Raw genomic sequence first — 24861 nt, forward strand, 5'->3', positions numbered from 1 at the left:
CTACCTGCACCGGCTACCGACAAACCAAGCAGCCTGAATAAGATCAACACATCGACCCTGTCCGTCAAAACGGGTCAAGCCCACTGGTCGGGTTGGTCGAGGAGATGCGCGAGGCCCAGACGCCGCTTGACGCCCTCGGGGTGACCGACCCGGCCAGCGATCTCAGGTCCGCTTTCGACTGCTCGTACGCGGCGTTGGGCGAACCGGCGGCGACTCTGTTCCGGCGGCTCGGCCTGCACCCGGGGCCGGATCTGACCGCGGCAGCCGCTACTAGTGCCAGCGGGCTGACGGTCACCCAGGTCCGGCCACTGCTTGCCGAGCTTGCCGGGGCGAACCTGATCAGCGAGCATCTGCCGGGCCGGTTCATCCTCCACGATCTTCTCCGTGCCTATGCCGCCGACCTTGCCGAACGCCTCGACACGGACGAAGACCGTCGCTGCGCCACCCAGCGCCTCATCGACCACTACGTGCACAGCGCCGATACGGCGAACCGACACTTCGGCAAGCCCAAACACTCGCCGGTCGAGCCACCGCCGGCGGCACCTGGCGTGTCCGCCATCGAGCCGGCCGACGAGCAGAGGGCGCTGGCCTGGTTCGATGCGGAGGTCGCCAACCTCATCGCCGTCGCGAGAGCGGTGGAGAACGCCGCGCTCGACTGTCACGTCATCGCGTTCGCGGCCATCCTCGAGACCTACCTGAGGCGGCGGAGCCTCACACGGCTCTGGGTGAGCTTGCAGGAGGCGGCTGTCGGCGCCGCTGAGCGTCTCGGTGACATGGCTGCCCTGCGCGCCGCCTACTCGTGTCTCGGCGGAGCGCTGACACAGATGGGTGACCGTGACGAGGCGATCCAGCTCTACCTGCGGGCCATCGGCCTGGGTCCGGATCCCGACCCCGTCCGTCAGGGCGGGATCCACCTCAGTCTCTCGGACGTGTTCATCCAGCTTGGCCGCTATCCCGAGGCGATGACCGAGGCCGACCGCGCGCTGACGCTGTTCCAGGCTGGAAACGACCGCGACCGTGAGGCGGCGGCGCGCAACGATATCGGCTGGATCCACTACCTCGCCGACGACTACGAACAGGCGCTGGCCAGCTGCACTGAGGCACTGGCGCTGTTCGAGGCGGTCGACAACCGGTCCGGTCAGGCCTACACCTGGGACAGTCTGGGTCAGGCCCACCACAAGCTCGGCCACGAGGACGAGGCCAGCTACTGCCACCAACGCTCATTGGCCATGCTGCGTGAACTCGGCCATCGCTACCCGGAGGCGACGATCCTCCTGCACATCGGCGACTGTCACGAGGTCGGCGGGCGGGAGACCGAGGCGCGACTCGCGTGGCAGGAGGCGCTGGCCATCCTCGAGGCGCTCGACCACCCCGACGCCGAGGAGGCCCGAGCGAGGCTGAGCAGGTAGCGATCCGAGCAGCGGAGATGATGCCAGATCAGCGTGCTCCGACGCCTACCGCCCGCCAGCCGTGGTGAGCCGCAATCACATGGCGTGCGGCCCACCGCGACAGGCCGATCGCCGAGGTGCCGGTCAATTGCGGAACGCTGCTGCCTAGTGACCGGATCCCGCTGTGTAGAGCTCATCTTCGCTGATGACCGGTGCGGCGTTGTCCTCGGGGCGTCCGACGCGTGCGGCCGAACTGAAGAGAGGCCCGCGTGCCGGGTGCACGGGAGCGAAGGCGGCGAAGCCCTGCTCTTTCGGGATGTCGTCGTAGACCGCCTCCATCCCGCCACGGAGCAGGTAGGTCTCGTGCCAGAAGCCGGTACCGCCGCTGTCGCGCAGGAAGTTGCGCCACCAGATTCGGTGTGGTTCCGAACGGGCCCAGGACAACAGGGAGGGCAGGTCTCGCCAGTACTGCCGAATGCCGACGTGCATCGGGAACAGCGACCACAGCAGGGGCTCATGCCGCAGGAGACCCTCGGGGTTGTCGCTGGCGGATCGGCCGATCTGCGGGCCGTAACCCATCAGCGTCCTCAGGCCATAGAGCCGGTTGACGCGCATGCCCAGATAGACGACCACCAGGTCCGGGTACGGCGACAGGTCGACAGTTTGCCGATTGACACTCGTGTTCATCGTGGACTCTCCTAGTTCCGTAGTTTGTGTGGGCGGGGCGAGGGCTGTTCGTCGTTGAGGATCAGCCCGCGACGAAGCGCGCCGCCATCCGTGGAGCTGGCCTGCTTCGGGCGACGGTCGTGACGTACAGGACCAGGCCGGTGGTGGTGAGTACGAAACCGGCCCAGACGGTGGACAGGGTGCCCCAACCGGCCTCAAGGGCGATTGCGCCGCCGATCGCGCCGAGAGAGTTGGCCAGGTTGAGGGCGGCCAGGTTGAGGGCACCCATCAGCGTCGGGGCGTCGGGGCCGAGACTGGTCAGCCGTACTTGGATGCTGGGGATCGCGTACATCATGGTCGCGCCGACGCCGAACAGGCACGGCAGCAGAACCTCGAGGCTGCTGCCGGCGACGCCGATCAGCACGAGGAGTGCCAGAGCGCCGCCGTAGCCCCAGGTCAGACCGCGATCTGCCGAGCGGTCGGCCACGCGGCCACCGAGATGGTTGCCTACCGCCATACCGAGGCCGAAGACGGCCAGTGCGAGCGGAATGACTGAGGCGTCCCGCCCTGCGGCGTCGGTGACGAATGGACCGATGAACGTGTAGACGGCGAAGATGCTGGAGATGCCGAGCGCCGCGACGACGACCATCAGCCATACGTTCGGCCGACGCAACGCCCGCAACTCGTTGGCGACCGAATTGCCGCGCAGTTCGTCGGTGCGCGGCAGCCACGCAACGAGGGCGGCGCCAGCGAGCAGACCCACGGCGACAACGGTCCAGTACATGACACGCCAACCCGCGTACTGGCCAATGAGAGTGCCCAGGGGGGATCCGGCGATGGTGGCGATGGTCAGGCCGCCCATCACGGTGGCGAATGCCCTGCCACCCCTTCCGGGTCCGTAGACGTAGGCGGCGACCACGGCTCCCGCGCCGAAGAACGCACCCTGCACGCTGCCGGCGATGAATCGGAAGATGACGAGTGACGTGATGTCAGGAGCCAGCGCGGAGAGCCCGTTGCCGACCAGGAACAGTCCGATCAAGCCGATCAGTAGTCGGCGCCTGTTGGTCCGTGCGGCCAGCAGGATGATCGCCGGAGAACCGATCACCACTCCGAGGGCGTACGCGGTGATCGCGTACGTCGCGACCGGAATCGACACGTCCAGGTCGGACGCGAAGAGCTGGATGATGCCGTTGCTACCGAACTCGCCGGTACCGATCGCGAAGGTGCCCAGCGCCAGCGCCAGCAGCGTCGACCTCGGATGATCCACGGGTGGCGTGGTTGAGGCGCGCCAGTTCTCTGCGGCGGCACACTGACCCTCAAATGCCTGCTGGTGCATCGCGTTCCTCTGCAGATTCTTTCGTGTGAGCGGGCTTCGGGCATGCCCGTAGGCCGGTGGGCGACGCAGACCGGGGCAATACCGAGGTGACCTTCCCGTCGCGACTGACCAGGGCCGGGCTGGTGGAACACCACCAGCCCGGCCCGGGCCAGTCGTGGGCCCGTCTCCTGCCCCTGCTTGCGCCTCGTCAGCGCGCGGCGCGCTTGATGAGTTCGGCCGCGGCGATGGGCTGCGACATCATGGCGACGTGTGACGCGTTTACCTCCCGGACCTGCGCGCCGGCCCGCTCCGCCATGAACCGCTGCGCCTCGGCAGGCAGCACCTGGTCGTTGCGGGCAACGAGGTACCAGGAAGGGATGTTCTTCCAGGCAGGTACGCCTGACGGCTCTCCGAGAGTGCGTGCGTCGGCAGGCCGCTGCCCGGTCCACATCAGCTCGGCGGTCGCCTTCGGCACGTCAGCTGCGAACACCTCCCGGAAGAACTGCCGTTTGATGTACCCGTCGACGAGGCCGGCCTCGTAGGGCCGGAAGTCCAGCGCGGCCTCATTGAGCTTGCTTCCCGGGTACTTCGTCTGTAGACCCAGCAGCGTCTCGCCCTGATCGGGCGCGAACGCGGCCACGTAGACCAACGCCTTCACATTCGGGTTGCCGGTCGCCGCGTTCGTGGCGACGATCCCCCCGTACGAGTGGGCGGCGAGCACGATCGGGCCGCTCAGAGTGGCGAGGACGCTGGCCAGGTACGCGGAGTCGGAGGTGACGCTGCGCAGCGGGTTCGCCGGAGCGATGACCGGGTATCCGTCGCGGATGAGGCGAGTGGCGACGTCGTTCCAGCCGGAGGCATCGGCGAAGGCGCCGTGCACGAGTACCACCGTGGGCTTCGGCTGATTGGCCGGTCGCGGGTGGGCCTGTGCGGCGGGTGCACCAAGCGCAGCCCCGGCTGCGGCCGCGGCGGAACCGGCCAGCAACGTTCGGCGGGTTGTCGTCATTGATATGAGCCTCTCGGTAGTCGTTTCCGGACGAGATTCTGGTTGAATCTAGAAGCCGTTGCTTGACGGACACTGAACGGAAATGCAGCGCGACTGCCGGGCGATTTCCGTGTTCGTCAAGTCGATCGGCCTAGTCTGCGGCCATGACATTCTCGAAGAGCGAAACCGCTGCCAAGTGGGCCCTGACGATCCACTTCGTCTGGTACGTGGTCGCCAACCTTGCCCAGGTCGTGGTCTGGTGGTTCGTCACTCCGGACCAATTCTTCTGGCCGGTCTGGTCGATCGCCGCTTGGAGCATCGGGCTGGCGTTCCACTTCTGGGCGGTGCGAAGATTCCTGTCCGCTTCGCACAACTCCTGGCAACTCCGCCCGGGGCGCTGACGGTGTCATTCCTCTCGGAGCTCGTCCGTGATCCATTCACGGTCGGGGCGCTCGCGCCGAGCAGTTCGGGGCTGGCACGGACGGCGATGGTGTCGGTACCGCGAACCGGTTCGCCGGTCATTGTGGAGCTCGGACCCGGCACGGGTGCTTTCACCACAGTCATCCAGCAGCGCCTCGACGGCCGCGCTCGAACAGCTGCGGCGCCTGCTCGGCGGCCGCGGTGACGACCGCGCCACCCATGCTGTGCGCCACCATGAGGCAGGGCCGCCGCCCCCGATCCGGCGGATCTGTTCGACGAGGGTTGCGGCGGCCGACGTCGCGGTGACGCCAGCCGTCGCGGCACTCTTCAGTCCGTGACCGTCGAGGTCGACGGTGACGGACTGAATGCCGCGGGCGGCCAGCCGCGTGGCCACCGGGCTCCAGCATGTACGGGTATAACCGACTGATCTCAAAGATGTCGGTCGCGGAGCGGGGTCTTCGTCCCGGGCTCAGCACGCAAACGCGTCCAGCTATGACGGGACGGCGGCAAGTTCCGCGGCGCCGAACGAGACAGCGAATCGCTTGCACCAGATGCTGACGCTGCGGAACGCCGCCGGGTCGACTCCAGCAGCCAGCCGGTACACCTGATCACCGTGGTTACCTTTGAGCTTGCCCAGTTCCGCGTACCGGCCGTCGTCGAACACCCGCCAGCCGGCGGTGCCGGTGCGAACCCGTTGATCGGACAACCACACACGTAGGTCGGGGCCGTCGCTGGTGTCCAGCCCGTCGATCTCCAGTTGGTGACTGCCGTCCGGGTTGCGGACCATCCGGACCGTGCCGCTGGTGTCGTGCTCGTGTGTGACGAAAGTGCCCTCTGCGAGGACGATCGGCGAGGCCGGAACGTCCGCAGCTTCGGATGAGGATTGAGACGGCTGCGGCATGGTGGTGGAAAGGGGCTCCGCCACGACCGTGTCGGTGAACAACCGCCAAGGCTGGAACCAGTAGAGCGCTCCTGCGACACCGACGCCGAGCGCGGCAACGACGATCCAGGTGACAGGAGTGCGGAGAGGACGGCGAGTCACGGTTCAAGTCAAGCCGCCGGACTTCCTCGCGGCCAGGCGGGGCCGGATTACCGATTGCTTACGACGTCTGACGGACAATCCAGCCGAAGTTGTGGGCCGTTGCGAGGCTACGGAAACGGCCGGGGGCCGGCTCAACCGGAAGCCGGCCCCGCGTCGGGGTGCGCCCTTCGACTGTGCCATCCACTCCGGACGGCCCAGCGCTGGCAGAGTCAGGCGAAGAGGTTGCCGGCGAGGTCGGCGTAGAAGAGGGCGGGGTCGCGCGAGAGGGAGGCCTTGACGTTGGCGGTGGGCCTGTCGGCGATGACTTCGATCTTGCCCGCCTCCAGCCCGTCGAGGGCCTGGCTGACCACCTCGTGGGGCGCGAGCTTGGGGATGTCGACGCCGGCCATCATGTCCGTGTCAGCGATCGCCAGCGCCAGGGCGGTGACCAGAGTCTTCTGGTCGGCCAACTCGAGTCGGATGCCGTTCGTCAGGGACCACTCTGCGGCCTTCGAGGCGGCGTAGCCGTTGCTGCCGGGGGAGAAGGTGTACCAGCTCAACGCCGAGATGACGTTGAGAATGGCGCCACCGGCCAGCCTGGGCGCGAACGCCCGGGTGACGTTGAGGGTTCCCCAGAAGTTGGTGTCGAAGTCCTTACGTATGTTCTCCGTGGAGGGGCCGAGTAGCGGGGCGTCCGTGGAGGTGCCGGCGTTGTTGATGAGGATGTCCAGGTCGCCCACCTGGGCCGCCGCGGCCTCGATGGACGCCGGATCCGTGATGTCTATCTGGAGGGCGGTGGCACCGGGGATGTCGATGCTTTCCACGCGTCGGGCGGTCGCATAGACGGTGGCGCCGCGGGCGAGGAGTGCCTCGGCGAAGGCCTTGCCGAGGCCGCGGTTGGCGCCGGTCACGAGAGCTGTCGAGCCGTTGATTCGCATACCGACACGCTAGAACCTCACGTTGACGTTAGAGGCAAATACTGCGAGGTGAATCACGGCCGCCCGCATGCGCAGGAGGCATCGCCCGGTTCAGGGCGACCCGCACAGCTACTGATGAAGCCCGGGCCGGTCGGATCACCAGAGGCCGGCCTTGCGTCACTGGTCTTCCGGGTCCGTCGGGCGTCGACGCGGCGCGCGGAGTACCGCGGCGCCCAGGAGCCCGCCGAGCGCGTGGCAAAGGCTCACCCCGCCCAGCAGGACAGCCACGCCGGCGCCGGCCGCCCCGCCGGCCAACGCGGATCCGATGGCGCCGGACGCGCTCTTCAGGCCGGCGCCGACGGTGAACACCTGGGTGTGCAGCTCGGGCGGCGCCTCCCGGCCACGCACCACCAACAGGGAACAGAACATCAGGCCGTTGATCAGGCCGCTGATCGCGAAGGCAGGCAGGTAGACGGCAGGGGCGGTGTGGAACGCGGCGGCTGCGGCGAACGGGACGGCAGTCGCGAGGAGACAGACGAGGATGACGTTCTCGGGCAGCCACGAGCGCAGTGGGAAGTACACATACAGCAGTGATCCGGCCAACGCGCCCAGCGCGACGAGGGACAGGATGACACCGGTCAGCGAGGTGCTGTGGACGCGCTGCGCCATCAGCGCGGCGGTCACCGGTAACGCGCCGGCGCCCAACTGCCCGAGGCAGCTGCCCAGCGTGACCGAGCCGAGGGCCGGCCGCCTGACGATGACCTTGGCGGCGCCGAGGAAGTCGGCCCCGCGCAGGTGGTACCTCTCCGAGCGCTCGCGTCGCGCCAACGGCAGCGACCACAGCAGCAACGAGGCGGCGGCGGCCGAGCCGGCGAGGCCGAATACCGCGATCCGGCCGCCGAACGCGCCGGCCAACAGGGCCGCCGCCGACGGTCCGACGATGCCCGCCAGGCCGTACAGGGTCGAATCGATGCCGTACGCGCTGTGCAGGCGCCCGGGGACGAGCTCGCTGAGCAGGCTGGTGAGCCCGCCGCTGAGCAACGGGCCGACGCAACCGGCAGCCAGCGCGGCGGCGACGGCCACCCATCGGGGAGACGAGCCGGTGGCAACCGCGGTCAGTGCGAGCGCTGTGGCGTACACCAGGAGCGCGCCGCTGTAGAACACCCTGCGCCGGGAGGTGGCGTCGGCCACCGCGCCGACCAGCGGCGCCGCGACCACGTGCGGGACCATGAGCGCGGCGACCAGCAGGCCGCCGAACCCGGCGCTCCGCGTGGTCTCGACGGCCAGCAGGACGAGCCCCACGCGGGCACCCTCGTCGGCCAGCCGGGCGAGTGAGGCGAGCACCGAATATCGGACCAGATTGCTCCGCTCGCCGCCGGCGTCGCGCTGGTCCGCGCCGGCATCGGTGAGCGTCATCTCCCCTTGGGCCACCGTCGCTCCTCCCGCTGCGCCATCTGCTGGGACTTACCCCCCAACCGCCGTTCCGACCCACGGTCCCACCGGACCGCTGAGGGCATCTCGATCGCCCTTCGGAAAACAGGCCTTGGCGCTGCGCCGGCAGTTGGTCGGGCCCGCCGCTCGTCGCGTGGGCCTGCGTGGGTTGTTCAGCGGCCGCGGGTGCCGGAGGCGGCATGACATGCGAATCGGCGGTGACCGTCCGAGTGGCGGTCACCGCCGATTGCGTGGTCGAACCGGTCAGGCGGCGGAGCAGGCGGTGTCCAACTCCTTGATGGCTGCTTCCAGAGCCTTCTTGCTGGGCTTGGCGTCGGCGGACTTGTTGTACGCGTCACTCAGGGCCGTCATCTCGTTCTGGATGTTCTCGGAGGCGGTGGTGACCGCGTCGTTGGCGCCTATCGTGTGCGCCAGGATCGCGACCGAGCCGGCGGTCCATTGGGCACTGACCGCGAAGTGCCCGGCTGGCGGGCCGATCTTCTCGACCTTGGCGATCTTAGTGGCGTTGTCCTTGATGTCCTTCTTGATGTCGGCGCAGGCCTTCACCGTGGCCGCGTCGTTGGCCGCGGCGCTGGTCGTGGTGGTGGTGGCCGGACTGCCGGTCGGGGCGGCGCTCGAGGCCGCCGGGGATGGCGCGGTCGCGGCGCTCTCGGATTCGGGTTGCGGATCGCAGCCCGACATCGCGATCGCCGCCGCGACGGCCAGGCCAGTCAGGACGGTTCGAGTTCGGTTCATCGATGTTTCCCCCGTGATCTTCATGATCGGCGCACGCTACCAGCCGCAGGCGATCGGGTGGGACCAGTTATCGGGCCATCGGCGGCCCTGGCCGGTACGTCGTCGCTCGACAGCGGGACCGGCTCGTCAACCCCCGATGGGCGTTCGACGGGCACCGACGGGCCAGAGAATCGTGGTCGGAACGCCGTGGCGCCGCGCCCAGTCGACGGTCCGGTCCGTCGACGCGGGGTGCAGGCCAGGATTGCCGTCCCACACCGCCACGAGTCGCCGCACCCGTCGGACCAGCTCCCGGTTGGCGACCACGTACGCGGCGGTGCCCGAGCGGTCGTATCCGGTGTGGACGACCGTTGTCGCCCGACCGAGCAGCTCGTCGAAGACCAGTCGATTCTCCGGCCGGATGACCGCGACCCGGTAGTCGAGGGCCGGCAGGATCACCTCGTAGGTGCCGCCCAGGTCGAGGATCGTGCGCGCGAAGACCTGGTCCGCGCCGGCCGCTAGGCAGGTCACGCCGTGTACGGGCCGGTCGCTGATCCGGCCCAGTTCGACGCGGAGCGCGTCGGCGACGAGCAGTTCGGTGTCGCGGGTCAGGTTGATGTGCCCGGTCACGCCGACGCGGACCAGGCCGAGGTCAGGCGGCATCCGTCGGGCCTGTCCGCTGCGCGGGCACCGGGGGTGCCAGCCGGATCAGCTCGAACCCGCTGTCGGACAGCACGTCGGGCAGTGCCCGGACCCCCTCGCGATTCTGCTCCCGCACGTGGGAGGGCAGCTCGTCCCACGGACGCAGGGCGGGGTGCCGCCGCTGGGCGTCGTCGCGCGGGTCGCCGTACGTCCAGCCGTCCCCGCGCCGTTCCCGGCACCACCGCTCGTGCTCCAGGCGGGCGAGTTCCTCGATCCCGTCGTCGATGGCCCGCCCGGCGTCCGAGGCGTCAACGGCGCCGCCGTGCCGGGGCGCCACGACGCAACCGAAATCCAACAGCTTGGCAGCGATGTCCTGGACGTAGGCCCGGTTGGCCCGCCGCAACGACTCGGGTAGTCGTGACCAGTCCACCATCGCCGGGGCGGCGCCGAGTCGTACCCCGGCGCGCTGCTGGGCCTGGACGTACCGTTCGTGGATCAGCTGGGCCAGCCGCTCGGTGAGATCTTCGGCGATCAGCCGGGCGTCGCAGGCGTGGGCGAGCACCGGATAGAGGCGGAGCTTGCCGTGCACCTCATCGAGCAGGTCGTGCCGGGAGTCGCCGTGAAAGGCCGCGGCGAGCGCCGCCTGTCGGTAGACCGGCACGAACACGGCACTCTCGGCGCCGTGCCACAGCGCGGGCGTGTCCAGCACGAACCGCAGGCCGTTGGTCTCGTCCGGCGCGCACACGTAGATGCGGTCGTAGCGGTCGCGGCCGAGACCCACGACGCCGTCGAGATCCAGGTCGTACGCGGTCAACTGGCAGACGGTGGCCAGGAACGGGTAACGCGAGGACGCCTGCGCGATCTCGGTACCGGCATCCGGTGCCACGACGTCCACCCGCAGGGGTGGCACGGCGTGGCCCCCGAGGGTGTCGGCGCGGAGCGCGCGCCAGTGCCGGGCGGTCTCCACCAGGAGAGCCCGGCGGAAGGTGCCGGTGCCCGCGATGAGGATCCTCGTTGGTCGGACTCCCGCGCTGGGCAGCGGGTGGTGCCGGTGCAACGCGCGTGCGGCGACGTCGTCGACGTGGAAGTAGTCCAGCCGCAGCCGGCTGGAACCGGCGGCGCCGAGCCGTCGGGCCTGCAGGGACAGACACATCTCCGAGTCGTGAACCAGGATGTAGACCCGCGGTGGTTGTCGTCGTTCCTGGATGAGCCGGTTGGCGGTGTTGGCGATCGCGTGGTTGCGGTCGTCGTCCTCGCTGCAGGCGTAGATGGTGTGGGCTCGGGGCAGGCCGGCGCCGCGCAGCACCTCGGGGCTGGTCGGGTCGCCGACCACGCCGAGGTACCGGCGCCGCCGGTACTCCAGCGGCCCGAACGGCTCGGAACGCACCACGACCACACGTTCACCGTCGGCGAAGAGCCGGTCGGCGAGCATGTGGGCGAACTGGGAGTCGCCGCAGACCAGGACGTGACCACGTGCCCGCCGGGCGCGCAGGCGGCGACTCTCGGCGGCCAACAGCAGCCGGCTGGCCTCGGCCACGGCGAGGAGCGTGAACAGCGGGGCGGCGAACCGGGCGACCTGTAGCTGCCACGGGTAGGGGCCGGCGTTCTGGAAGGGTTCGGCGCCGAAGACGAAGAGTTGCAGGTCGTAGTAGAGCACGTCGTACGGATCGTGGGCGACGTCCGGGCGGGCCTGGAGCAGGCGTTCGAAGCCGACATAGCCGAGGACGAGGGCAGCCAATCCGATCGAGCCGAAGAGGACCCGCAGACTCCAGCCGGTCGGGCGGGACGAGCCGGCGACCGGATCCGTCATGCGCTCATGGTATTTGACGAGGTCGATCGGGCTGTCGCTCGACGCGCACGCGGCTGGGCACCGATGGCTCCGGTTCGGTTTACGGGAAGTCGTCGGGTCCGGTGTCGGGCAGCGTGGCCAGCAGTTGCCCGGCCAGCCGCCGCACCGCGCCGCCATCCTCCTGATGCGCGAGCCGCACGAGCACCTCCCGGGTCCGGGTGTCCCCGTCGTTGTGACGGGTCAACGCGAGCAGCGCGGTCCGGCGGATCTCCCAGTCATCGTCGTCGGCCAGCCGCAGCAACAGGTCCCGTACCCCCGTGCGACCGGCGAGACTGGCACCCAGTTGCTCCACGGCCCGGCGGCGGACCTCCAGCGCCGGATCGTCGCGGACCAGCCCGACCAGCAGCACCTGGACCTCCGGGTCGGTGCCGAAGTGCTCGCCGAGGGCGGCGGCGATGCGGGCGCGGATCGCCGGGTCCTGGTCCGACAGGCGGCGCATGAGCCGCAGCGTCACCGCCATGGACGCCGAGCCCTGCCGGGTCAGACAGCGTACGGCCGCGTCGAACACGGTCGGGTCGGTGTCGGACTCGACGCATTCCAGCAGCACGTCGGTCACCAGTTCCGCGCTTCCGTACGCACAGAGGGTCTGTACGGCGGCCAGCCGGATGCCGACGTAGCTGTCTCGGCGGGCCCGCCGGCACAGTGTCTCGATGAGGCCCGGGGCGTTGCCGTGGCGGGCGAGCGCCTGGGCGGCGGCGCACAGCACGTTCGGGTCGGGGTCCCGACTGACCTGCTCGGCAAGGCACTCCCGCACCTCAAGGTCCGGTGGGTCGGCGAGGCGGGCCAGGCTACGGGTGACCCGTAGCCGGACGATCGGGTCCCGCTCCTGGGAGGCGCGGCTGATGAGCAGGTCCCGGGTCGCGTGGCCGAACAGCGGTCGCCCGGTGAGCAGTTCGACCGCGGCGAGCCGGACGCTAGCTGTCGCGTCGCGTCGAGCGCTCTCCAGCAGCAGCTCCCCGGTGCGGTGGTCGGGGTAGGCCTCGGCCAGCGCGCGCACCGCGGCGAGGCGTACCGTGGCGTCCTCGTCGACGTGAGCCGAGCGGGCCACCACGGTCCATCCGGTGTCGTCGGCGCGGTCCCGGTCGATCAGAGCGGAGACCGCGGCGGCCCGTACGGAGGACTCCTCGTCCTGCTCGATCTGGTCGATCAGCCGGGCCCTGCAGCGCCCCTCCGGGTCGGGTACGAGCGCCAACCGCTGTACGGCGACCACGCGGACCCGGGCGGACGTGTCCGAGCAGGCCAGCTTCAGCAACAGCTCGGTGTCCTCCGGACTGGGTCGCTCCGGCAGCAGTTCGGTCAGCATGCAGCGTCGGACCTCGTCCGGGGAGTCGCCGGTGATCCGCCGCAACGCCGTGGTTCGTGCGGTCTCGGCGTACTCCGGCAGAGCCAGCAGACGCTTCAGCACGCACTGCACCACGCCGGGATCGGTGTCGGTGGCCAGCAGGCGCTGCATCGTCTCGGGTGCCTCCGGCAGGTCGGCGCAGCGCGTGCTGAGCACTCCCGCGGCGGCTCGCCGCACCGCGACGGCGGTGTCCCCGGTGGCCCTGGCCAACACCTGACGGACGTCGTCGGAGAGTTCGGACCGGGTGCCGAGGGACTGCACGGCCAGCGCCCGCACCGCGAGATCGGGAGAGTTGGCGAGCTCGCACAGCACCTCCACGAATTCGGAGCCGGCGCCGAGGTGGGCGACCAGTGCGCGTACGGCGGCCTGCCGTACCGCGGTGGAGACCTCGGCCTGCGCCTGGGCGAGCAGGATGTCCCGGCATTGGCCACTGTTGCCGCCGGTGGCCTCGATGCGTCCGGCGGCCTCGGCCAGCCCGGCGACCAGGGTGAGGCGGGCCTGCCGCTCGCGGCCCTGCCCCAGCTCCCGGACGAGCAGGTCCTCCATCTGCTCCTCGGCGGTGGACAGCACCGCCGCGATCCGGGTGGCGAAGGGAGAGCCGGATCGCCAACTGGTCCGGACCCCACGGCGGCGGTACCAGTGCAGGAAGACCTCCCGGCCGGGCCATCCCGGGCCGAGAGTCCGGATGGAGGACAGCAGCTCCTGCTCGGTGAGATCCACCAGGTTCGGGTCGTCGGCGGAGATGCCATGCTCGATGAGACGCACGACCTGGCGCAGCAGTGCGTCGCCCGCACCGGCAAGTTCGGCGGGCTGCGGCGCCTCGGCCACGCACTGCGCCGCAAGCACCAGGTTCCATGGCGGCCCGGTCAGGTTCAGCGGGGGCCACAGTTGAGTGGCCTCGGTGGCGAGCAGGGTGACCAGCTCGTTGGCGACCCGGGCGGGCAGGGCGCCGGCGACCAGTCGAAGCACCTCCCGCCACGACGGGTCGGCCCAGCGCTCGCGAAACAGCGAACGCAGATGATCGAGGCCCGAGGCGGACGGATCGCGCTCATATCTGTCCACGATCTCTTCGGCACAGAAGAACTCCAGGAACGCGCGGTGCACGAACCCGAACAGTCGTAGGCCGTAGCGCTCCAGGATGAAGCTTCGCTGCCGCAGTTTGTCGATCATCGAGTAGGCCATGGCGAGCGCCCGCTCATTCTCGAAACCGTAGAACTCGACGAGGTTGTCCCGGAAGATGCGTGCCAATTCGTCGGACTCAATGTAGTTGCCGGCGGGGCCGGACTCGCGGAACTGCATCCAGTACGCCAGGTGACGCAGCAGCCGACGCTTCGCCTGTAGGTCGAGCGACGGCACGTCGCCGTGGCTCTCGCGCAGTTGCTTTGTCACATCCCACTCGGAGATCAGTACGTCGGTCACGTGCGCGTAGATCCGGCGTCGGTTGCGCGGCAGCGGGTGACCCCGCCCGACGATCGCCATGAGCATCAGCAGCAGGGGGTTGCCGGCGATCTCGCGCATCGCTCGGGAACTGCTCACCACGTCGAGGATCTGCCGCCGCTGCCGCTCCGCCTCCGCGGCCGACGTGGGCATCACGTAGCGGTACCAGTTGTCGAGAAACCTCGCGATCTGCTCGTCGTCGAGATCCTCCAGGGTGAAGTGGTCGAAGCCCGCGTTGGCAAACGTGTGCCGCTGGTAGCCGGCCGCCCGCGACGTGACCACGGTCAGCACTCCCGGGTATTCGTTGGCGAATGTGGCGATCTGCGCGGCCACCTCTTCTCGCTGCGCCGGGTCGAACACCTCGTCCAGGCCGTCGAAGAGGAACAGCGCCTGGCCGCCCTGGCGCAGGTACGCCTCCAGCACGTCCTGGTCGATACCGGCCAGCCCCTGCTGGTGGCGGTGGCCGACGTAGTCGAGCAAACCGTCGCACCGGCCGTCCCCGTGATGGGTGGCGTAGGAGCGCAGCTCGATCAGGACGGGTAGGTACCGGTCCAGCGCACTCAGTCGAGGCTCGACGCAGATCCCGGCCAGCGTCAGCGCCAGGTACCGCGCGGCCGCGGACTTGCCGGAGCCGGGGTCGCCCAGCAGCACGATCGTGCGCCGCCCCGGGTCGGACACCACGTCGAACAACGACAGCTCGTCCTTCGCCGCGTACTCCTCCCAGAGCCGCTCCACCTCCTCCGGGTTCACCACCCCGGGGAGCCCGCCGACGTCGCCGCCCGGCGTGGACCCGGCCCAACGCCACCACGCCAGCGGCATCTCGGGTCGCGCGTCCTCGTGGACGCGGGGCTCCACGAACACGTTGGGTAGCCCGACGGTGAGGTAGCCGATGGTGGGACGCGGTGAGACCGCGTCCACCGAGACGGCCTGGTATCGCAGCGACAACTGCTTGTAGTACTGGTTGCGCACCACCGTCGGCAGGTGAGTGTCCGGGTCGGCCGGCTCGCGCGCCGGGGATCTGCCACTGCGTACGTCGGCGAGTGCGGCGGTCACCTTGGCGGTGAGGTCGTCCACGCCGGAGAAGAAGGCGCAGAGGTGGCGCTCCTTGAGCTCACGGCGCAAGGCGACGATCTGCTGCCAGTCGGCATCGCGGTCGATCATGTCGACCGGCCAGGGTTTGTCCTCCGCGAGCAGGAAGACCAGGCAGGGTTTTCCCGCCGCGAGCGCCTCCCGGTACTCCAACTCGGTGATGGAGGACTCCTGGCCCGGCGGTCGGAACCCGTACCGCCAGGCGAACAGCCCCACGTAGAGGTCGCACCGGCGCACGTCGGCGAGGCAGCGTTCCAGTGGCGGCCGGATGTCGGCGCCGTACGCCTCCATGGCCACGTCGTCGATCTCCAGACGGCGAGCCACGGCGTGCACGGCAGCGCGGTATTCCAGCAAGTCCTTTTGGGTGGCCGAAATGTAGACCTTCATGAACGGCAAACTCCAGAGGGTGGCTGGCGACCGCATCATTGAAAATATCAGTCGTTGTCACGTCCGTCCGACCCGCGAACACTCCGAACACCCGTCGTACATGGGATTCCCGCCGACCCCGTGCCTATGATGGCCACCAACGGAAACGGATCCGGGCGGTCGAATCGCGCCCTCGTAGAGTTGTGGTTGTCCGATGCGGATCCGTGTCAGTGCCGGTCGCGAGGGGTGTACGTCAATCAGCATGAGCCGCGTACGCGGGACGAGCGCGGGTCGGTGGCAGCGTTGCGGAGGAAGCCATGCTCACGGTCGGTGAGGTGCACACCAGTCTTCTGCAGCACAGCACGGCGTTGGCCCAGGAGCAGAGCGCCGACGTGCTCAGCCTGATCGAGGGCGAGGCCGTACTGACCTCCCGGCGTCCATCGCTGTACGCGGTGTCACCCGATGTCCGCACCGGTGTCGACTGCTGGCTCCCGAGCGCCAGAAAGCGCCAGTTACGTGGGGTGGGAGCCGTCCTCACCCGGGCCATCGTCACCGGTGGCCGGATCGTGCAGGCCTCCTCGGTCATCCACGTCGTGGCCGGCGAACGCCGTCGGCCGTGGTCGCACTACCTGGCCAACCCTGGTGTCCTCGAGACCGTCGGCAAGCTGGACGTCGCCGACCTGAGCGCGGGCTTCCTGCACGGCGACAACGCCGACGTGCTGAACCTGGAGGCGATCACCGGCAGGGTGCTCGACGGTGTGCAGATGTCCGACCTGCTGGACCGGCGCCCGCCCCTGCGCACCGCCCGCACACGGCTGCGCTGGACCGCGCAGACGGACGACCGTCCCAACCGGGACGTCTCGGCGGTGGTCACCGTTGATTCGCCCACCCTGCGTACGGTCGAACTCGTGCTCGCCCCGCAGGACGTGCCGGCCGCCGTGGCCGGGCTCTGCGAAGATCTCGCGTTGCACGACTGGCTGCTGACCATCCTGTCCTCGCTGGTGGAGTCCGCGGTCACCCGATCGGCCTCCGGGCAGGAGCACGTCGAGCGGCTGCGGCCGGTGCTGGAGCACCTGCTGCACCTGTGGCTGCCGGGCGCGCGGGTGCACCCCCGACTGCGTCCGATCTGGGACCAGTTGGAGCAGGTACCCGGCTTCAGCCGTCAGTGGAATTCGTCGGTCAACTGGATCCGGGACCAGATCAGCGTGAGCAACATGGCTCTGCTTCGCGACCTGGCCGGCCGGATGGCCGTCGACGAGCCGTGCGGGCGCTGAGCACACTCAGTCGCTGATGAACACGTAGCTCAGCCGGTCGACCAGCTCACTGGGTAGCTGCAGGCCCTCGCCGCCGGCCCGTTTGGCGACCTGCTGCGCGACCACCGGCGGCACCGCCACCTGGCCGAGGATGGTCCGTACGGCCAGCTCCACCGGCAGGTACTCGGTGCCCATCAGGGTCAGCGTGCGATACGCGCAGAACGGCGCGGCCGCCGGGTTGAGCTGGACGATCGACGGCAGTTCGTCCCAGTCGGTCGGCAGCTCGCCGACGAGCTGGCGCGGCTGCGTCATCGTCTCGCCCCGATGCCGTAGCACGCCGAGTCGGGTCATCTGCCAGACCGAGGCGAGCAGGGCGCAGGCCCACACCCGGGCGTTCGGCTCGTCGGACCAGAGCTCGATGTCGACGAAGATGGAGTGCCGGGGATCGCCGGACTGCAACGGCGGAGACCACGGACGTGGCAGGGTCATCGCCGGCGCGTCGACGTGTCCGGGGGACCGCTTACCGTTGGACAGCCAGCCCGACTCGCTCAACGGGGGACGACTCCCGGTGGTGCCCCGAGGTGGTTCCACCACCAGTGTGTCGACCACCAACCGGGCCAGCTCGGCGCCGTCGTGCCGGGCGAAACTGGACTCCCGGGCCACGTAGTCCAAGGTCAGGCCGTGCTCCGCCGCCGCGCTCTGCACCTGCGGGATCACCTCGCGGGGGGTGCCGAAGCGGTGGAAGTAGTCGTCCAACATGAAGCAGGTGCTGATCCGCGGCTCCCGGGAGGCGGGCAGCCCCCGTCGAGCCAGCGCCGGGATCGCGGCCGACCAGTCCGCGATCCGCTCGAACTTGCGCCTAAGCTCCTCACACCCGTCGCCGAAGTCCTCCGCGTAGAAGTGCCCCAGCTCCACGGACAGATGCGAGTACGCCACGCTCTCTGTACGACGCACCGCAGCTGCCTCCTGGAACCTGACATCCATGCCGATCACGCGGTGTCCCATGCCGTCTCGTCGAAAAGCTTCTCAGTCAGGTCAACGAAGGCGTCGACCGTCTTGACGTTGGCAATTTTGGATTGCACGTCGTGGTCGGAGATCAGCTGCTCCCGCCACTGCAGCAGAGGATCCAGCGGCACCACGCCGAGCAGTGTCGTACGTCCGACACCCCGTCGTCGGGCCAGCTCCGACAGCTCCGCGTCGCACTTGCGCAGAAAGGCCTGCTGGGCGAGGCCGAGATGGCCGACCTCGGGGCCACGTGAGTCGATCACCGCCGTACGGATGAAGCGCAGCGACTCCCGTAGCCTCTCCGGCTCGTGGCCGTACTCCTTGCCCATGGCCACGATCCCACCCGCCTCGAAGGCCAGGTCCGCCGCCGCGGTGACGTGCTGGGGAGTCCACCGGTGAAAGACCAGCCAGCGTACGGCGACCTTGCGCAGGGTCGAGGTCGCGGTGGCGGCCAGCGCGATCTGACTGGCGTACGACCGGCCGGCGCTGAGGTCCACCAGGGTCAGTTCGAACTCCTCCTCCAGTCGGAGGAAGAGTTCGGCGCAGCGCTTGGCGATGTCGTTGGTGAAACCGAACTCGCTACCGTTGCGTTGCCCCGGCAGGAGCACCAGCGGACCGGACCCGATGGGCCGCTGACGCAGGCTGGCACGTTCGGAGGTGCCCCACACGTCCAACTGCTCCGGAGACGGGATCTCCCCGCGCAGATATCGGTGCAGGCCGCCACCGTTGGGCCCGGCGCCCTCCACCCCGTTGACGGCCTGCGGAATCTGGAACGTGATGCCGGCGGTCGGCGAGCCGAAGTCGTAATCCAGGTAGCAGGTGGGGTGACCGGACAGCGCGCTGCGATAGGCGATGTTCGCCGCGGTCACCGACCGACCGGTGCCGCCCTTGTGTGACGTGACGAAGACCAGCATTCAGATCCCCTCGCTGGCCTTCTGCTGCCCGGTGGCGACGTCGTTGAGTAGCAACAGGAGCGTGTTCACCAGCGCCGCTGCCGTGCCGGGACGCTCGTCGACCAGCAACTGCGCCCGGCCCAGGCTGGCTCGGATGCTGCGCATGCTGCGCTGCATCGCCTCACCGTCGAAGGTGCCGCGCATCAACTCCCGATCGAACAGGTATTCGGCCTCGTCGATGAGATCCTGTGCGTAGTCGGCCAGCCGGCCGGCTCGTGGGAACGGTCGCTCCCACAGCAGTTGACCGGAGGTGACCAGCGCCTGCGCCACCCGCACGGTCAGGTACCAGGAGGGTGCGTCCGGCTTCGGCGCCAAGCCGGGGAAGGCGCCACTGGCGTGGTCCCACAGCCCCTGGTGCCGGCCGTCCGGGATGCGCCGCAGCAGCAGGTGGTCCCACACCTCGTCGGCCAGCTCGAGTAGTTCACTGCGCCGACGGGCGTTGCTCAGCAGACCGGCGACGGCGGCCGCCCGCTGTAGCAGCACCACGGAGAACTCGTTGACGTTCCACGTCATGATCGGCTTCGACGTGTCGTCGTTCAGGGTCACCCGCTTGCCGGGCGCGTGCACGAACAGCGCCGGCTCGCCGGGTGACGCCCGCCGGGTGATTCGCGCCCGCTGCGCCAGCTCCACCAGTACCGAGGCGATCCGCCCGAGCTCCTCGTCACCCCCGCGCCCGACGGCGAGCAGACCCTTCACGGCGAGCGATGTGGTCTGGAGTGTGTAGTAGTCGGTCCGGTCACCATCGGTCGTCCGCCAGGGAATGTCCTCGATGGGCCACCGTCGTCGGTTGCCGAAGGTCGCCACCGTCGCCCAGTACGTCCGGGTGAGCTCCCAGCGCAGTTGCAGTGCCCGGGACAGCCGCTGCTGCTCCTCGTTGAGCAATCCGAGTAGCCGGGTGCGTTCGGAGTTCAGGTCCTCAATGGCGTCCATCGCGATCACGGTGAAGTAGAGGTAGGGGGCGTTCTCCGCGGAGCCCTCACGCTGTCGGCCGATCGGCTCGGTGGTCGGGACCTCATCGGTCCCGGAGATGAGCCCCCACGACCAGCCGCACTCGAACAGCATCTCGCTGTTGTCCAGGTCCTCCGTCACCCGACCCGAACCGATGACCACGCTACGCAGGCTCGCCATGGTGTCCCGCAACTGCTCGCGCAGCGCCGCCACCAGCTCGCGGCGCGGCAGCTCGTCCTGATTGACCATGTCGCACAGACGAATGCCGTACTCGTCGGTGGAGGTGAAGACGAAGGTGCTGAAGCTGCGGAGCAGGCCGACCATCGCCGCCGTGAGGCGCACGCTCGCCATGGCCTCCAGCTCGTCCAGTTGCGCCAACAGGTCACGCCGCTGGGTGGACCCCCGGTAGACCTTGACGAAACCGATCGTCGCCAACGTGAGTGTGACCGACACCGCGAAGGAGTCGACGATGTCCAGGGAGCGCTGCTCCTCGGTGAGCTCCGGACCGCCCTCCAGCGGGGTGAGGTAACTGCCACCGCCGAAGATCGGGGTACCGGCGTCGTCGGTGTACCGCCGGAAATAGTCCATCATCACGCTGACCAGCCGGCGGGGAATCTCGATCGCGCCGCCGAGCGGGCTGAGCGCCTCGATCACCTCTTCGTCGGCGCGGTCCGGGTCGTCAAGTGACAGCACGGGGACCTTGGCCGCGGGGAGCAACAGGGTCAGCAGTTGCTCCGCGTCGCTGATCGAGTTGCTACCACTTCGGCCACCCCAGTGCCATTCACCGTTCGTCCAGCAACTGCGAACCGTAGCCCGCCAGATGTCGAGGATCTCCTGGCGCGGCTGCATCCGCATGATCCACCGCCGTCTGTTGTAGTCGTCGACTTGAAACCGCTGATATAGCCGTGCCCACGATGATCCCCGGTGCCGTACAACGTCATGGTAGCGGGCCAGTCGAGTGGCACTTGAAAGGCTTCGATGGCCGCGTGTCGGCAATCCGGCCAATCGGACGCGGGGGAATGCGCCCCTGCCATGCTGCGCCGACAGCGCGATGCCGGCGCATTCCACCGGCAGGCCTGGGGGCTATCCGCGGGTCCGGCCGGTGGCCAGCAGCATGCCCACATATCCGTCCCGCAGCGGCGGCTTGGGTCGCACCTCGTGGACGTCCAGGTCGTACGCGCCCGCCGCGATGGTTGCCACCACGTCGGCGCGCTCCAGTGCCACGGCCGGGAACCTCCGCCGACCGACGTGGTAGCCGACGGATCCGAGCATGACCGTCACGGCGAAGGGCGACCGGGGTCGCAGCGCGTCCAGAAACCGACCGATCGCGTGCTCGGCCTCGGCCTGGTCCGCTGAGATGGAGCAGGCGACGAAGAACATCGTCCCGGCGTTCCAGGCGTGCCTCGGCAGGGTGAAGACGCTGGCCCGCACCACCCGGCCCACCTGCGCCAGTCGTCGCCGCGGGTCCGCCAGTGCCGCGTACGCCGGGTGCTCCGCGCACACCTGCCAGTACGGGTCCCAGAGCTCGTCGTAGCTGTCGACCTGCGTGCGCAGCCAGTTCACGTTCGCCGCCGACCATTCACACAGGTCGACGGCCTTCGCGAACGGCAGTAGCGACATCGCCGGGTACAGATTTGCCCCCGACCCCACGTCGACGCACCGCGCGTCGGAGAGCTTCGCCTCGCCGAAGAAGTCTCGGATGCGGCAGAGGATCTCCCGATCGTCAGGCCGCAGATCCGCGTAGTTGTGTCGGACATACGCCTGCGGGTCGAAGCTGTCCCACTCGACATCGGAATTGACCTGCCTCGGCGACTGAATCGGCGAGCGTGGCGTCGACTCGCCGCAACCGCCCCCAGTCGCCGGGGTCAACGCCATGGACGGGCCTCCATCGGGTCGGCGGATCACATTGGTCGCTGAAGCGGCGCTCAGTGCACAGCCCATTATGTATCGATGGTGGTGTGGACTCACAAGTGTCGGAACCCCGCCGCCCACCCGAAATGACGACGATTGGACGGCGGTTCGGTGCCGCGCCGGCACGTGCGGACGCCGCCTCCGGCATCAGTCCCACCAGAGACTCCAGCAGTTCAAGCCCCTGACTGCTTCGGCGTACGTGCTGCCAGTCACGGACCACGGCGGCAAAGCGGGCGGTGTCGTTGTCGTGGTCGAGCGGCCCGGGCCAGCCGATCGATGGCCGACGCCGGTCGCATTGGCGGGCACGGCAGTCGATGATCGGGGTTCGGATCCGTGAATCCCGCACCGAAACCCTTGGCGAACGGCAGGTGGCCAGAGCTCCCGACGCCACCCTCCTAGGATGCTTTACAGGTAGTGTCGGAGTCTGCACTGGGCCCGTGACCCGTTCGGTCGGCTAAAACTGCAGTAACGGGATACGAGCGAGCCAGCTGGCACTTGTCGCTGACTTGTTTGTCGCTGCTTCGGGTAGTTAGCCGCATGAGTGGTGCCAAGGAGCGTTCGCCCGATCCGCTCTCCGGCGTCGACGCCCTGGCTACCGAGGTGCGGCAGACCTGCTCCGCGCCAGCGGTCTCGATCCGGAGACAGCCAACCGGCTCACCCGGGAACGTTTCGGCGAGGGCCCCTGAGGCGGCAGAGGGCATGACGTACCTGCTTCGGCCAGGTGGCCGGCCTCGTCACCTTCGCTGGTCGTACTCATCCCCGGGGTGGCGCCACGGCGGCGGGGCCTCGTAGCCGCGTTGGGAATCCAACGGGTTCTCGGGGACCAGGAATGTGGTGTGGAAACCGACGAACATGGTCCAGAAGTGGACCTTGCCGATTCGTTCGTCGAGCAGTCGGCCGGTCATCTTCGGGAACCAGAAGTACACGCCGGAGAACGCGGCGAAGACGATGGTGCCGAACAGGACGTAGTGAAAGTGCCCGACGACGAAGTAGCTGTCGTGGACATGGAAGTCGATGGGCGGACTGGCCAGCAGCACACCGGTGAGGCCGCCGAAGAGAAAGGTGACGAGGAGCCCGACCCCGAACAGCATCGGGGTCTCGAAGGTGAGTTGCCCCTTCCACATCGTCATTCCCGGGGCGCGCAGCGTCAGGGTGGTGGTGATCAGGTTGACTGATCCGAGGATGGTGCCGACGCCTGAGAGCGCCAGTCCGATGACCCAGAGGTTGCCGCCCACGGACCGGCCCTGGAAATGCCGTACCCCAGGCCGGTTTTGCGACCGTCGCGGGGAGGCGGACCCGGGGGAGGGCGGAGGGAAGATCAAGGCAGGGCTTCGTCGAGCTGGGCGGCATCGTTCCTGAACCGCCCACGACGCTGAGTGATCGGTAGGTCAGCCTCCGTTGCACTGATTGGTCAGTTAATGACGTCATCTACCTGCGTCAGCGGGGATCCGCACGGTCCAAGGTGGTCGGCGCGGCACACACCTCGACGGATTAGAAGGCACCCACCGCGGGATGTGGTGACGTGATCTGACCAGGCTGTTCTGCCACGACAACGGACGTCATCAGCTCTGCGGCTGTTGCCCCTGCGGTCCGGTCAGCCACGTCGTGACCTGCCTCAGCGGCTGGCTGCTGTCGACGATCTTCCTCATCCGTCGCCATGCGGCTTGGGCCGGAGAGGTGCCCAGCACGCCGCCGAGGCCCAGCACGCCGCCGCCAGCAGCCGCTCGGCTGTTCTGAGTCAGTTGCTGAGTGGTCTGTCCGAGCTGCTGGGTGGCCTGTCCGAGTTGTTGACCGATCTGCTGGGTCGTCTGCTGCAGCGTCTGCGACAGCGGCCCGTTGGGGCCCAGCGCCTCCTGCGCCGTCTGCCCGACCTGGTTCACGGCCGAGTCCACCGCCTTCACCACCGACTCGACGATCTGCGGGTTGCGCTCGATCGTGCGCAGGGCACTGTCGAGAATGCCCCGCAGCTCTTCGAGCCGAACCTCGAGCATCGCCTCGGCCTCGACGCCCCTGATGTCGATCTTCACCGTACCGAGATGGGCCTGAATCCCCACGTCCAACTGAAGTAGGCTGCCGAGCCGGGCTCGTAGAGAAACAGAGGCGTCCAGATCGTCGACCTCGACGTAGACCTGTTCGACCTTGACCTGCGGGATTTGAAGGACGACGTCCGGGTCCGACATCGTTTTGCTGCTGTGTCCGCCAGCCGGCTGGGGAAGGCCGGACCCACCACCTCCCGGGACGGCACGGCGTTCACCGGGCTTGGCGTCCTTCGGCCCGTCGGCAGCGTCAAGGCCCCGGCCCCGACCGGCGGACTCCGCCCCTTCCTCGGCGTCGCGCCGCCGATCACCCTGCTCACGCGAATGCGCGTACGACTCCCGCGCGCCCGTGTGACGGCTCTCCCGTTCGGCCATCCGCACTCCTCGGGCTAGGACGACCGGCGGCGTCGCGGTCTTGTGGGCCTGGACACCAGGCCGCGCAGGTCCTCGGGGAGTTCCCGCCGCCGTCGAGGTGAAACGGCGGCTCGCTCGTCCTCCCTCAGATCTATCGCGGAGGACGGTGGGTGAGACCCCGGGTCAGGCGCAACTGGTACAGACCGGCGCTGGTGATGGCGTAGAAGACGGGCAGCAGGAGGAAGACGGCCAGGCCGATCAGGGGAGCAACCAGGTAGCCGACCAATCCCGCGAGGACGTACAGGACGACCCCGGTGAGGGCACGGACTCGCTCGACGCGAAAGAAGTCGTCCTTGACCTGTTCCTTCAGCAGGTCCGGGTTCCGGGCCAGGTAGTGGTAGAACGCCAGCCACGTCGCGCACAGCAACGCGCCGATCAGCGCGTAGAACGCGACGGCCACCCGCTGGTCGGCGTTGTTGTGTTCCTGCAGCGCATCCGACACGACGATGGTCGGGAACGGCAGCAGCGCCGTGCTGAACAGCACGAACAGGTTCACGAAGTGCAGGCCACGATCGGCCTGTTGAATGCGGTTGAACGCCGCCTTGTGGTTGAGCCAGACGACGGCCACATAGGAGTAGGACGCGAGGTACGCGACGTACGAGGGCCACTGGTCGAGCAGGCCAGACAAAAGGCGGCCAGGGGGAACGTCCGGTACCCGAAGGTCCAGGACCAACAACGTGATGATGATGGCGAATATGGCGTCGCTGAACGCCACCGCGCGGCTGGTGTCTGACCGGGTGC

General features: G+C 68.8%; 19 protein-coding genes and 1 pseudogene. 3 read left to right on the forward strand and 17 right to left on the reverse strand.

The window, feature by feature from the left end; genetic code table 11:
* The first annotated feature begins 92 nt into the window (after positions 1-92).
* On the forward strand, positions 93-1409 hold the full coding sequence (locus ACLQ25_RS24675) for a tetratricopeptide repeat protein (RefSeq protein WP_425733169.1): 1317 nt from the start codon (positions 93-95) through the stop codon (positions 1407-1409).
* A 144-nt stretch (positions 1410-1553) separates the two neighbouring features.
* Here the strand turns inward: ACLQ25_RS24675 and ACLQ25_RS24680 are convergent, their stop codons facing one another.
* The 3 genes from ACLQ25_RS24680 to ACLQ25_RS24690 all read right to left on the reverse strand — a co-directional run bounded on the left by ACLQ25_RS24680 (position 1554) and on the right by ACLQ25_RS24690 (position 4375).
* Complete coding sequence (locus tag ACLQ25_RS24680) at positions 1554-2075, reverse strand: monooxygenase family protein (RefSeq protein WP_425733170.1); 522 nt, start codon at positions 2073-2075, stop codon at positions 1554-1556.
* Positions 2076-2136: 61 nt separating this feature from the next.
* Complete coding sequence (locus tag ACLQ25_RS24685) at positions 2137-3321, reverse strand: MFS transporter (protein WP_425733171.1); 1185 nt, start codon at positions 3319-3321, stop codon at positions 2137-2139.
* Between the two features lie 256 nt (positions 3322-3577).
* On the reverse strand, positions 3578-4375 hold the full coding sequence (locus ACLQ25_RS24690) for an alpha/beta fold hydrolase (RefSeq protein ID WP_425733172.1): 798 nt from the start codon (positions 4373-4375) through the stop codon (positions 3578-3580).
* Between the two features lie 143 nt (positions 4376-4518).
* Between ACLQ25_RS24690 and ACLQ25_RS24695 the strand changes: the two genes are divergently transcribed.
* Positions 4519-4755, forward strand: coding sequence for a 2TM domain-containing protein (locus tag ACLQ25_RS24695; protein WP_425733173.1), 237 nt, complete (start codon positions 4519-4521; stop codon positions 4753-4755).
* A 509-nt stretch (positions 4756-5264) separates the two neighbouring features.
* Here the strand turns inward: ACLQ25_RS24695 and ACLQ25_RS24700 are convergent.
* The 7 genes from ACLQ25_RS24700 to ACLQ25_RS24730 all read right to left on the reverse strand — a co-directional run bounded on the left by ACLQ25_RS24700 (position 5265) and on the right by ACLQ25_RS24730 (position 15621).
* Positions 5265-5816, reverse strand: a complete 552-nt coding sequence (locus ACLQ25_RS24700) for a DM13 domain-containing protein (RefSeq protein WP_425733174.1) — start codon at positions 5814-5816, stop codon at positions 5265-5267.
* 209 nt (positions 5817-6025) lie between these two features.
* A complete protein-coding gene (locus ACLQ25_RS24705) occupies positions 6026-6733 on the reverse strand; it encodes an SDR family oxidoreductase (RefSeq protein ID WP_425733175.1) in 708 nt (235 codons plus the stop codon).
* A gap of 156 nt (positions 6734-6889) precedes the next feature.
* On the reverse strand, positions 6890-8143 hold the full coding sequence (locus tag ACLQ25_RS24710; RefSeq protein WP_425733176.1) for an MFS transporter: 1254 nt from the start codon (positions 8141-8143) through the stop codon (positions 6890-6892).
* 264 nt (positions 8144-8407) lie between these two features.
* The gene (locus ACLQ25_RS24715) at positions 8408-8899 is read right to left on the reverse strand and encodes a hypothetical protein (RefSeq protein ID WP_425733177.1); all 492 of its coding nucleotides are present in this window, start codon (positions 8897-8899) and stop codon (positions 8408-8410) included.
* A gap of 126 nt (positions 8900-9025) precedes the next feature.
* The gene (locus tag ACLQ25_RS24720; protein ID WP_425733178.1) at positions 9026-9538 is read right to left on the reverse strand and encodes a hypothetical protein; all 513 of its coding nucleotides are present in this window, start codon (positions 9536-9538) and stop codon (positions 9026-9028) included.
* Positions 9528-11327 carry a RyR domain-containing protein gene (locus ACLQ25_RS24725; RefSeq protein ID WP_425733179.1) on the reverse strand — a complete coding sequence of 600 codons (1800 nt, stop codon included), beginning with the start codon at positions 11325-11327 and terminating at the stop codon, positions 9528-9530. The genes ACLQ25_RS24720 and ACLQ25_RS24725 overlap by 11 nt, the downstream gene beginning before the upstream one ends.
* 79 nt (positions 11328-11406) lie before the next feature.
* Complete coding sequence (locus ACLQ25_RS24730) at positions 11407-15621, reverse strand: HEAT repeat domain-containing protein (RefSeq protein WP_425733180.1); 4215 nt, start codon at positions 15619-15621, stop codon at positions 11407-11409.
* Positions 15622-15917: 296 nt separating this feature from the next.
* Between ACLQ25_RS24730 and ACLQ25_RS24735 the strand changes: the two genes are divergently transcribed.
* Entirely contained in the window at positions 15918-16874 is a 957-nt protein-coding gene (locus ACLQ25_RS24735; RefSeq protein WP_425733181.1) for an SCO2521 family protein, read from the forward strand.
* A 6-nt stretch (positions 16875-16880) separates the two neighbouring features.
* On the opposite strand, the gene ACLQ25_RS24740 is transcribed toward ACLQ25_RS24735, so the two are convergent.
* The 7 genes and pseudogenes from ACLQ25_RS24740 to ACLQ25_RS24770 all read right to left on the reverse strand — a co-directional run bounded on the left by ACLQ25_RS24740 (position 16881) and on the right by ACLQ25_RS24770 (position 24835).
* On the reverse strand, positions 16881-17858 hold the full coding sequence (locus ACLQ25_RS24740; protein WP_425733182.1) for an SCO2522 family protein: 978 nt from the start codon (positions 17856-17858) through the stop codon (positions 16881-16883).
* The gene (locus tag ACLQ25_RS24745) at positions 17843-18772 is read right to left on the reverse strand and encodes an SCO2523 family variant P-loop protein (RefSeq protein ID WP_425733183.1); all 930 of its coding nucleotides are present in this window, start codon (positions 18770-18772) and stop codon (positions 17843-17845) included. The genes ACLQ25_RS24740 and ACLQ25_RS24745 overlap by 16 nt, the downstream gene beginning before the upstream one ends.
* A complete protein-coding gene (locus tag ACLQ25_RS24750) occupies positions 18773-20614 on the reverse strand; it encodes an SCO2524 family protein (protein ID WP_425733184.1) in 1842 nt (613 codons plus the stop codon).
* Positions 20615-20842: 228 nt separating this feature from the next.
* Positions 20843-21634 (reverse strand): SCO2525 family SAM-dependent methyltransferase, encoded by a 792-nt coding sequence (locus ACLQ25_RS24755; RefSeq protein ID WP_425733185.1) that lies wholly within the window; start codon positions 21632-21634, stop codon positions 20843-20845.
* Positions 21635-22491: 857 nt separating this feature from the next.
* Positions 22492-22797: pseudogene (locus ACLQ25_RS24760) on the reverse strand (cbb3-type cytochrome c oxidase subunit I); the annotation flags it as partial.
* Between the two features lie 435 nt (positions 22798-23232).
* Positions 23233-24081: a hypothetical protein gene (locus ACLQ25_RS24765; protein WP_425733186.1), complete on the reverse strand. Its 849-nt coding sequence runs from the start codon at positions 24079-24081 to the stop codon at positions 23233-23235.
* A gap of 130 nt (positions 24082-24211) precedes the next feature.
* The gene (locus ACLQ25_RS24770) at positions 24212-24835 is read right to left on the reverse strand and encodes a TMEM175 family protein (protein WP_425733187.1); all 624 of its coding nucleotides are present in this window, start codon (positions 24833-24835) and stop codon (positions 24212-24214) included.
* Positions 24836-24861: the final 26 nt, after the last annotated feature.

Origin of the sequence: Micromonospora sp. DT44, from assembly GCF_049841635.1 — a bacterium.
In the GTDB taxonomy this organism is placed as follows: Bacteria; Actinomycetota; Actinomycetes; order Mycobacteriales; family Micromonosporaceae; genus Micromonospora.